Source organism: Streptomyces sp. N35, assembly GCF_016464295.1.
Lineage (GTDB): Bacteria > Actinomycetota > Actinomycetes > Streptomycetales > Streptomycetaceae > Streptomyces.
Genome location: NZ_JAEIMH010000069.1, coordinates 32,530 through 42,264, shown reverse-complemented (window position 1 = coordinate 42,264; position 9,735 = coordinate 32,530). Strand labels below are relative to the sequence as shown.

Annotated in this window: 10 protein-coding genes; 5 read left to right on the top strand and 5 right to left on the bottom strand. The window is 73.6% G+C overall.

The window, feature by feature from the left end; translation table 11 throughout:
- Positions 1-104: 104 nt before the first annotated feature.
- Both JAO81_RS30830 and JAO81_RS30825 read right to left on the bottom strand, forming a co-directional pair.
- Positions 105-1,241: a PadR family transcriptional regulator gene (locus tag JAO81_RS30830; protein ID WP_199551244.1), complete on the bottom strand. Its 1,137-nt coding sequence runs from the start codon at positions 1,239-1,241 to the stop codon at positions 105-107.
- A gap of 1 nt (position 1,242) precedes the next feature.
- Complete coding sequence (locus tag JAO81_RS30825) at positions 1,243-2,271, bottom strand: DUF4097 family beta strand repeat-containing protein (protein WP_199551243.1); 1,029 nt, start codon at positions 2,269-2,271, stop codon at positions 1,243-1,245.
- A gap of 234 nt (positions 2,272-2,505) precedes the next feature.
- Here JAO81_RS30825 and JAO81_RS30820 point away from each other — a divergent pair, with 234 nt between their 5' ends.
- Positions 2,506-3,357, top strand: coding sequence for a hypothetical protein (locus JAO81_RS30820; RefSeq protein ID WP_199551242.1), 852 nt, complete (start codon positions 2,506-2,508; stop codon positions 3,355-3,357).
- A 34-nt stretch (positions 3,358-3,391) separates the two neighbouring features.
- Here the strand turns inward: JAO81_RS30820 and JAO81_RS30815 are convergent, their stop codons facing one another.
- The 3 genes from JAO81_RS30815 to JAO81_RS30805 all read right to left on the bottom strand — a co-directional run bounded on the left by JAO81_RS30815 (position 3,392) and on the right by JAO81_RS30805 (position 5,631).
- Positions 3,392-3,571, bottom strand: coding sequence for a DUF6104 family protein (locus tag JAO81_RS30815; RefSeq protein WP_003992906.1), 180 nt, complete (start codon positions 3,569-3,571; stop codon positions 3,392-3,394).
- Positions 3,572-3,703: 132 nt separating this feature from the next.
- Positions 3,704-4,978: a HAMP domain-containing sensor histidine kinase gene (locus tag JAO81_RS30810; protein WP_199551241.1), complete on the bottom strand. Its 1,275-nt coding sequence runs from the start codon at positions 4,976-4,978 to the stop codon at positions 3,704-3,706.
- Positions 4,975-5,631 carry a response regulator transcription factor gene (locus JAO81_RS30805; protein ID WP_199551240.1) on the bottom strand — a complete coding sequence of 219 codons (657 nt, stop codon included), beginning with the start codon at positions 5,629-5,631 and terminating at the stop codon, positions 4,975-4,977. The genes JAO81_RS30810 and JAO81_RS30805 overlap by 4 nt, the downstream gene beginning before the upstream one ends.
- A 236-nt stretch (positions 5,632-5,867) precedes the next feature.
- On the opposite strand from JAO81_RS30805, the gene JAO81_RS30800 reads away from it, so the two are divergent.
- From JAO81_RS30800 to JAO81_RS30785, 4 genes are read left to right on the top strand one after another with little or no spacing between them, the layout of a single operon-like run.
- Positions 5,868-6,386, top strand: a complete 519-nt coding sequence (locus tag JAO81_RS30800; protein WP_199551239.1) for a hypothetical protein — start codon at positions 5,868-5,870, stop codon at positions 6,384-6,386.
- Positions 6,386-7,618, top strand: coding sequence for a peptidoglycan-binding domain-containing protein (locus tag JAO81_RS30795; RefSeq protein ID WP_199551238.1), 1,233 nt, complete (start codon positions 6,386-6,388; stop codon positions 7,616-7,618). The genes JAO81_RS30800 and JAO81_RS30795 overlap by 1 nt, the downstream gene beginning before the upstream one ends.
- Before the next feature lie 14 nt (positions 7,619-7,632).
- The gene (locus JAO81_RS30790) at positions 7,633-8,415 is read left to right on the top strand and encodes an ABC transporter ATP-binding protein (protein WP_199551258.1); all 783 of its coding nucleotides are present in this window, start codon (positions 7,633-7,635) and stop codon (positions 8,413-8,415) included.
- The gene (locus JAO81_RS30785) at positions 8,412-9,650 is read left to right on the top strand and encodes an ABC transporter permease (RefSeq protein WP_199551237.1); all 1,239 of its coding nucleotides are present in this window, start codon (positions 8,412-8,414) and stop codon (positions 9,648-9,650) included. Before JAO81_RS30790 ends, JAO81_RS30785 begins: the two co-directional genes overlap by 4 nt.
- Positions 9,651-9,735: the final 85 nt, after the last annotated feature.

Below are 9,735 nucleotides of genomic sequence, written 5' to 3'. Positions count from 1 at the left end.
CGGGGGGGGGGGGGGGGGGGGGGGGGGGGGGGGGGGGGGGGGGGGGGAGGGGGGGGGCCCTGGGGGCCCCCCCCCCCGTTCCCGTGTGCCTGTGCTGTGCGGCCCTACTTCGCGTCCCGCCCCCGCAGCACCGCCCCGAGCCGCACCGCCGTGGCCGACAAGTGCCGCCGTGCCTCCGTGAGTTGCTCGGTGGTCACGCCGTGATCGCGGGCCGCGTCCCGGATGTCGTCCCGGAAGCGGTCGAGCAGCCGGTCCAGATCGCGCGCCGGGTCACCCGTGGACTCCTCGTGCGCCCACGCGGGTTCCTTCGCGGACGGCGGTACGTCATCGCGTACCGCCGCGTCGTCCCGTTCCGCCGCGTCGTCCCGTACGGACCCGTTGTCGCGTACGGCCCCGTCCTTGCGTACGGCATCGGCGCCGGCGGACTTGTCGACGTCCACGTCCACGCGCGGCTCGGACTCCGAGGCGGACCCGGACGGCCCGGACGCCCCGCTCCAGGCGCCAGGCTTGGTGAACCGGCCCAGCTCCTTGGTGATCTCCGAGAGGCCCTCGCGGAGCCCGGTCGGCCAGTCGCCCCGCTGGAAGTGGTCCTGCACCTTGTCCTGGACCGACTTCGCGATCCGCTGCATCTCCTCGCGCGCCTCGGCCTGCGCCTCGCGGTGCGCGTCCTGTGCCTGCCGCCGCGCCTGCTGTGCGTCCTCGCGGGCCCGCCGCGACTCGTCCTTGGCCCGCCGGGCCTGGTCCTTCAACTCCTGCTTGGCGCGCCGCAGTTCCTCCTTGGCGAGCTTCCACGACTCGCTGTCGCCGAACCCGGCCTCCCAGTCCGTACCGCGTCCGGACTTCTTCCCGGACGAGCGTGCCTCGCCCGCCGCGGCCCGCATCTCGCGCCGCAGATCGCCGGCCGCGCCGCGCACGTCGTCGCGGATCTCGGCCGCGAGCTCGGCGACGGACTCCCGGATCTCCAGCTCGAGGTCGGCCAGTTCGCCGCTGCGGCCGGCCAGTTCGGCGCGGCCCGCGTCGGTGATCGAGTAGACCTTGCGGCCGCCCTCGGTGGTGTGCGTGACCAGGCCCTCGGCCTCCAGCTTGGCCAGCCGCGGGTAGACGGTGCCGGCGGACGGGGCGTACAGGCCCTGGAAGCGTTCCTCGAGGAGCCTGATCACCTCGTACCCGTGGCGGGGTGCCTCGTCGAGGAGCTTGAGCAGATACAGCCGCAGCCGGCCGTGGGCGAAGACGGGAGCCATCTCAGAGCACCTTCCCGGTCGGGCCCTCACCGGAGGGCGGTGCGTCGGTCGGGGGCGTGTCCGTCGGCGCGTCCGCTCGGGGTGCGTCCGTCGCCGGGGAATCCGTCACCGGGGAATCCGTCACCCGGGCATCCGTCACCGGGGAATCCGCCGTCGAGGCGTCGGTCGGGGGCGCGTCCGTCAGGGATGCATCCGTCGGAGGCGCGTCCTCGAACCCGTCGCGGGCCGGCCGGCGCAGCAGGGCGATCGCGCCGGAGATGGTGGTGGCCTTGAGCTTGCCGCGCCCGGCGCCGAGGCGGCCGGTGATGCGCTTGGCGCCCCACTGGCCCGAGACCCGCAGGTCCTCGAAGGCGTTGGAGACGGCGCCGCTGGTCGTGTTCGCCTCGACCTCGGCGTCCGCGGGGTGCGGAAGCCGGATGGCGATCTCGCCCGAGACGCTGTTCAGGGCCACGTCCGTGGCGCGGTCCGCCGGGTCCAGGTCCACGATCATGTCGCCGCTCACGGAGTCCGCCCGCACGGACGCACCGGCGTCCACGACCGTCAGATTCCCGGATACGGAGTTGAAGCGGAGCTCGCCCGTGACGGACTGGGCCTCGACATCGCCGGACACGGACTCGGCGCGCACCGGGCCGCTCAGGCTGACGAGGGCACTGTCGCCGGTGACGCCCTTGACCGTGGTGGGACCGTCGATCCCGGAGACCATCGCGCTCGCACCGACCACGCCGACCTCGACCCGGGTGCCGCTGGGCACGGCGAGCGAGACGACGGCGCGGCGCTGCCAGCCCTTGCGGTCGAGGAACTTGAGCCAGCCCTTCCAGGGCAGATCGTCATAGCCGACGGTGAGCACACCGTCCGCGTGGCCGACGATCAGCTCGGGCCCGTGCACCTCGGTGATCTCGAGGCGGGCGGAACCTTCATCGGTCCCGACGACGTTCACCGTTCCATTGACGATGCGTACCTGCAGGGTCGTCACCGGGTCGTCGAAGGTGAGCTTCTGGGGCTCCGCGACGGTCCACGTCGACTCTGGCATGGCTGACCTCCTTCGGCCTGGGGCGGCCCCGGGTGGTGATCCGGGGGCGATGGACGCGCCATATCGCGTCTTCTGGTTAACACGATATATCGCGGATGGGTGAAGTCAAGGCGCGATCGCGGGCACGAGGCCTGATTTACGCGTGGGGGGCGCCCCTAGGGGACGGCCGCCGGAGTGCGCCGATCGGGCCCCCAAAGGCGCGCCAACCAGGGCAAATTCCCCTACCGTGAGGGCATGTCCGCCGATCCCGCTGCCTGTGGCGCCTTGCTCCTTTGCCGCTCCGACCCCGCCGCTGTCGGCCCTGCGGCCCAGCTGTTGTGCATAGGGGCCTCCCCTGCTCGAGCGGAGTCGAGAGCTTGGGGAAGGATGCTGCTCGCGCAGGCCGGGCCCGAGTGGAGTGTCCTCGTACCCGAGGGCAGGCCGTGGCTGGACGGTGCGGAGCAGGTCGACCGCGTCGCGCGCGGCTGGGCCTCGGCCCTGGCGGTCGCGACACCCTGGCCGACGCTCGCCCTGTGGTGGGACGAGGGCGGCACCGGCTTCACGCTCGCGTCCGGCTTCCGGCGCACGGTCGGCTACGTATGGCTGAAGAACGGCACGCCCGTGGGGGAGGAGGAGGCCCTGAGCAGCTTCGTCGGGCGCCTCGGCCTCGACCCCGTACTGGATACGCAGGCCCTCGAAGCCCTCACACGCCCCGACTCGGACGCGGACGGCCGGGCACGGATGCTGGGGCTGCTCGCGGTGCTGGGGCGCGCGGGTCTTACGCTGCCGGCCGGGCTCGCGCCGGGGCTGCACTCGGACGAACTCCGTTCCGCGGCCGCGGCGTTGCCCGATGTGGAGCAGGTGCAGTGGACCGGATGGCGCGAGGTGGTCAGCGCGGAGCTCGACGTGGTGGAGCGCGGGCGGCTCGGCGCCTGGATGCGGGGACCCAGGGCGCGGGCACTCGGCGGACTCCAGCTGGCCGCGGGCCTGCCCGCCGTGCTGTACGGAGTGCGCCGGCGCAGCTCCGGCTGGGCGGTGGCCGGCGCGGTGCTGCTGCTCAACGGCGCGCTGGGCCTCGCGTACGACACGGTGCGCGCCCGGGACTGAACCGTCGCGAAGCGCCGAGCCATCGGCCGTACGGCTACTCGTCGTCCTCGTCGTCCAGGCGCGCGAGCCAGGTGGCGAGGCGCTCGACCGGCACCTCGAAGTCGGGGTTCAGGTCGACGAAGGTGCGCAGCTGCTCGGCCAGCCACTCGAAGGTGACCTCTTCCTCACCCCGCCGCTTCTCCAGCTCTTCGATGCCTCGGTCCGTGAAGTACATGGGACCAGGATAGGACGGTTGCGCAGGCCGCCCTGACGGCCGCCGGACCGGGTGCCCGGGCCATGGCGGCGGGACCTCGACGGTGGCGGGCGGGCCCCGCCTGAGCACGCGTACCGGCCCCCCGGACCGTGCTCAGCCCCCGCCCGGGAGCACCACCGTCACCACGAGACCGCCCTCGGTCCGCGGCTCGGCACGGACCTCCCCGTCGTGCGCGCCCGCGATGGAGCGCACGATCGACAGGCCGAGCCCCGCGCCCCTGGCGGAGGCCACCCGGTCCGCGCCGAGGCGGCGGAACGGTTCGAAGAGGCGCGGGATCTCGTACGGGGGCACCACCGGGCCCGAGTTGGCGATCCGCAGCTCCGCCCGCCCGTCGGTCCGTACGCCTGTCGTGATCTCGACCCAGCCGTCCGAGGACGCGTTGTGCCGTACGGCGTTCTCCACCAGGTTGTGGACCAGGCGCTCGAGGAGCAGGGCGTCGCCCGCCGTCGGTGCCTCGGCCGTCGTGCCGCGCACCGCCACCCCCGCGGCCCGAGCCTGGTCCGTCACCTGGGCGACGACATGGACCGCCACATCCGCGAGGTCGACCGGATGCCGGTCGGTGATCGCGTTCTCGGAGTCGGCGAGCAGCAGCAGACCCGAGATCAGGCGTTCGTGCCGGGAGTTGATCTCCAGGAGGTTCTCGCCGAGCTGCTTGACGTCCTCGGAGGCCGTACGCCGGTGCATGGCCACCTCGACCAGCGCGCGGCCGAGCGTGAGCGGGGTCCGCAGCTCGTGCGAGGCGTTGGCGACGAAGCGGCGCTGGCCGTCGAAGGAACGGTCGAGCCGCTCCACCATGGTGTCGAAGGTGTCGGCCAGTTCCTTGACCTCGTCGGCGGGCCCGTTCAGGGCGATCCGCTCGTGCAGCCCGCGGCCGGCCGCGGGCGCGGCGGCGATCCGGCGCGCGGTGTCCGTGACGCGGTGCAGCGGCGCGAGGACGCGGCCCGCGACCAGCCAGCCGAAGCCGGCGGCCGCACCGCCGACCACAAGGAGGGCGATACCGCCCTGGGTGAGGAGCGAGGTGGTCGCGGCCTCGTCCACCCGGGCCTGCTGTGCCTTGATCCAGCGGTCGGCGGTCGCGCCGGTGAGGACGTCGCCCTCGGGGGTGATGGCGTAGCGCCGCTGGTCGCTCGGGCTCCTGCCCTCGGTCTCGTCGCCCTCGTCCGCGGTGCGCTGTTCCTCGTCACCGGTCTCCCGCATGTCCTTCCCCAGCATGGAGACGAACTTGGTGCCGCCACTGCGCAGTTGCTGCTGGAACAGCCCGTACGTCGTGCCGAGCAGCACGATCCCGGCCAGGAGGAACAGCAGCCCGAAGACCAGGGTGAGACGGGTGCGCAGCGAGATGGGGGCGAGCCGCCGGGGCGCCTTCACGGGATCCGGTACCCCGCCCCGGCCACCGTCTCCACCACCTGGGGCTCACCCAGCTTGCGGCGGAGCTTGAGCACGGCGAGACGCACCGCCCCCGTGAACGGATCGGCGTGCTCGTCCCAGGCCTTCTCCAGGAGCTGCTCCGCCGGGACCGCCGCGCCGTCCGCCCGCAGCAGTTCGGCGAGCACCGCGAACTCCTTGGGCGACAGCGGTACGTAGCGTCCGTCCCGGAACACCTCACGGCGGGCCGGGTCCAGGGTGAGACCCGCGCGGCGAAGCACCGCGGGTGCGGCGGGCCGCGAGCGGCGGCCGAGGGCCAGGACGCGGGCGGCCAGTTCGGTGAACGCGAACGGCTTCGTGAGGTAGTCGTCGGCGCCGAGCGTCAGGCCCTCCACCCGGTCGCGGATGTCCGCCGCCGCGGTCAGCATCAGGACCCGCGCACCCTCCTGCGCCTCGGCGAGGGCGCGGCACACGTCGTCGCCGTGCACGCCCGGCAGATCGCGGTCGAGGATCACCACGTCGTACGCGTGCACGCTCGTACGGTCCAGGGCCGCCGCGCCGTCGTAGGCGACGTCCACCGCGTGTGCCTCCTCGCGCAGCCACTGGGCTATCGCGTCGGCGAGCAGCTGTTCGTCCTCGGCCACCAGGACCCTCATGTCCGACTCCTTGTGTGTTGTCCGGGGACATGGTGACCAAGGGCCTGTTTCCTCGGCGTGAGCGCAGCCTGTCAATGTCCGGTCCCGCGCTCGGGAGGGATCGGCCCCCGCGCTCGGGAGGGATCGGCCCTCGCGCCCCACAGGAAACGGAAACCACCGGGAAACGCCCCGCAGCGTTGCATCGCCCTCATCTGCGGCCGTGACCGACGGCCGCGTGAGGCAAGGGAGTTGACGCGATGCGCAGGAAGGCTCGCGGTGTGCTCGCGGCGCTGCCGCTGGTGCTCGCACTGGCGCTGACCGGCTGCGGCTCGGACAGCGACGGCGGCGGTGTGGCCTCGGCGAACGGGGCGAAGGAGGACGGCGCCTCGGCGACGCCGTCGCTCGACCCGCAGGAACAGGGCATGAAGTTCGCGGCGTGCATGCGCGAGAACGGTGTGCCCATGGACGACCCGGAGCCCGGCCAGGGCATCCGGATGAAGATGGACGGCTCGATACCCAGGGAGACCGTCGACAAGGCGATGGAGGCCTGCCGCAAGTTCCAGCCGCAGGGCCAGGGCGGCAAGGGGCCGGGCGCCGAGAAGATGCGCGAGTACGCGCAGTGCATGCGCAAGAACGGCGTCGACGCCTTCCCCGACCCCACCGACGGCGGCCTCCGGATCGACAAGGGCATCGCCGGGGACCCGGACTTCGAGAAGGCGGAGGAGGCTTGCCGGGACCTGATGGGCGGCGACCTCAAGACGCAGGAGAAGAGCTGATGGGGGAGCCGGTGGTGGAGCGCCCGGAGCAGGCCGGTGAGCGGCCCGGCGAACAGAGCGAGGCGCGGCCCGGTGGGCAGAGCGGCGAGCGGACTGCCGAGCAGGCCGTGGAGCGCGTCGTCGAGGACGGGCTCGTACACGACCAGGACCCTGTCCGCCCGCGCCGCCGCCGCGGCTTCGCCCTCGCCGTGGCGGTGGCGGTGCTCGCCACCGCGGGCGCGGTCACCGCGGCCGCCCTCGGCCTCGGCGGCGCCGAGCAGGGCGGGCCCGAGCGGAGCACCCTGCCGCCCGCGACGGCCGAGGTCACCCGGCAGACCCTGAAGGACACGGAGACGGTGGACGGTCAGCTCGGCTACGGGGCGGCGAGCACGGCCGCCACCCGCAAACCCGGCACGCTCACCGCGGGTCCGGACACCGGCGACCGGATCACCCGCGGCAGGACGCTGTACGCGGTGGACGGTGCGCCCGTGACGCTCATGTACGGCGCCACGCCCGCGTACCGCGACCTGCGGGAGGGCGTCGAGGGGCCGGACGTCGAGCAGTTGGAGAAGAACCTGGACGCGCTCGGCTACGAGGGCTTCACCGTGGACGAGGAGTTCAGCTCGGGCACGGCCGATGCCGTACGCGCGTGGCAGGAGGACCGCGGTCTCGACGAGACCGGTCAAGTGCCGCTCGGGCAGGTGGTGTTCGCCGACGGTGCCGTACGGATCGACTCCCTCGCCGCCCGCAAGGGCGACGCGCTCCGGCCGGGCGCCGAGGTGCTCGCGTACACCGGGACCGAGCGCGCCGTCACCGCCGAACTCGACGCGGGCGACGAACAGGTGGCCAAGGAGGGCGCGAAGGTCGCCGTGCGGCTGCCGGACGACAGCCTGGCCGAGGGGAAGGTCGAGGAGGTCACCACGGTGATCAAACCGGCCGAGAGCCAGGGCCAGGACCCCGAGACGAAGATCGAGGTCGTCGTCTCCTTCACCGACGGCAAGGGCCGCAAGGCGGCCGACGCCTACGCCCTGGCCGCCGTGCACGTCGACTTCACCGCCGAGACCCGCGAGGACGTCCTCACCGTGCCCGTCGCGGCGCTGCTCGCCCTCGCGGAGGGCGGGTTCGGCGTGGAGGTCGTCAAGGGCTCGACGACCTCCTACGTCCCCGTCACGACCGGTCTGTTCGCGGACGGCCGGGTGGAGATCTCCGGCGACGGGATCGCCGCGGGCACGAAGGTCGGGGTGCCGAAGTGACGCACGGCGACCCCATGATCCTGCTCGAGCAGGTCACCAAGACGTACGCCGGCGGGGTCACGGCGCTCGACAAGGTCTCCCTGGAGATCGCGGCCGGTGAACTCGTCGGCATCGTCGGGCCGTCCGGCTCCGGCAAGTCCACGATGCTCAACATCCTCGGCACCCTGGACCGGCCCACGTCAGGGCAGGTGCGCATCGACGGATACGACGTGGGGGACCTGTCGGACACCGGGCTCTCCGCCCTGCGCGCGGCCCGTATCGGCTTCGTCTTCCAGCAGTTCCACCTGGCGGCGTCCACCTCGGCCTGGGACAACGTGGCCGACGGGCTGCTCTACTGCGGACTCGGCGTACGCGAGCGCCGTCACCGCGCGGCCGAGGTTCTGCGGCGCGTGGGCCTCGGCCACCGCCTGCACCACGCCCCGCACGAACTGTCCGGCGGCGAACGCCAGCGCGTCGCCATCGCGCGGGCCGTCGCGGGCGACCCGGCGCTGCTGCTCGCGGACGAACCGACGGGCGCGCTCGACTCGGTGACCGGCGCGGGCATCATGCGGCTCCTGCGCGAACTGCACACCGCCGGCACCACGGTCGTGATCATCACGCACGAGCGGGAGCTCGCGGACGGCCTGCCGCGGCAGGTGCGGATGCGGGACGGACGGATCGTCGGCGACTCGGCCGGTTCGGCCGGTTCGGGCCACTCGGCCGGTTCGGGTGGCCCGGGTGGTTCGGGTCGCCCGGGCAGCCCAGGTGGCCGGGAGGGCCCGGGCGGCTCCGCGGTCCTCGCGGAGGTGTCCTCATGACCACCTCCGTACTCGAGAGCCCCCGCGCCACCGCCCGCCCGCCTCTGCGCCCGGCCCGGCTTCGCCCGCGCGATGTGGTCAAGGTCGGCTCCGTGGGCCTGCGCACCCGCCCCCTGCGGGCCTTCCTGTCCGCGCTCGGCATCGCCATCGGTATCGCGGCGATGGTCGCGGTGGTCGGCATCTCGGCCTCCTCGCAGGCCGGACTCGACCGTACGCTTGCGGCGCTCGGCACCAACCTCCTGACCGCGTCACCGGGCTCGACCATGACGGGTGAGGCCGCCCAACTCCCGGACTCCGCCGAGAAGATGGCGGCCCGCATCGGACCGGTCACCTCCGTCTCCGCCATCGGCAAACTGCCGGGCGCCAAGGTCTACCGCAGCTCCAAGATCCCCGAAGTGGAGACGGGCGGTCTGTCCGCGTACGCCGCCCGCACCGACCTGCGCTCCACGACAGGGGCGGCCCTCGCGAGCGGTACGTGGCTGAACGCCGCCACCGGCCGTTACCCGGCCGTGGTCCTGGGGGCCACGGCGGCCGAACGCCTCGGCATCGGACGCGCCACGCCCGGCACCCAAGTCCTCATCGGGGACCGGCTGTTCACGGTCGTCGGCATCCTCGCCCCCGCCGAGCTCGCACCCGAACTCGACACGGCCGCCCTGATCGGCTGGCCCGTGGCCACGTCCGAGCTCGGCTTCGACGGGCACGCGACGACGCTGTACGTACGGGCCGAGGACGCCGACGTGGAGGGGGTCCAGTCCGTTCTCGGCGCGACGGCCAACCCCTCGGCGCCCAACGAGGTCGACGTCTCGCGCCCCTCGGACGCCCTCGCGGCGAAGAAGGCCGCGGGCGAGGCCTTCACCGGGCTGCTGCTCGGACTCGGCGCGGTGGCGCTGCTCGTGGGCGGGGTGGGGGTGGCCAACACCATGGTCATCTCGGTCCTGGAGCGCCGCGCGGAGATCGGACTGCGGCGGTCCCTGGGGGCCACGCGCGGCCAGATCCGCACCCAGTTCCTCGCGGAGTCCCTGCTCCTGTCCGCCCTCGGCGGCCTCGGCGGCGCGCTGCTCGGCGTTGCGGTCACCGGCGGATACGCCCTGTACCAGGGGTGGCCGGTCACGGTCCCGCTGTGGGCGGGGGTGGGCGGCGTACTGGCCACGCTGCTGATCGGCGCTCTCGCGGGCCTTTATCCCGCCGTACGGGCTTCGCGCCTGGCGCCTACGGAGGCTTTGGCAGGCCGGTGAATCCTCGGACGACGACAAGGGGGCGCACCCTCCCCGGGGGGGGGGGGCCCCCCCCCCCCCGCGGGGGGTGGGGGGTCGGCCCCCG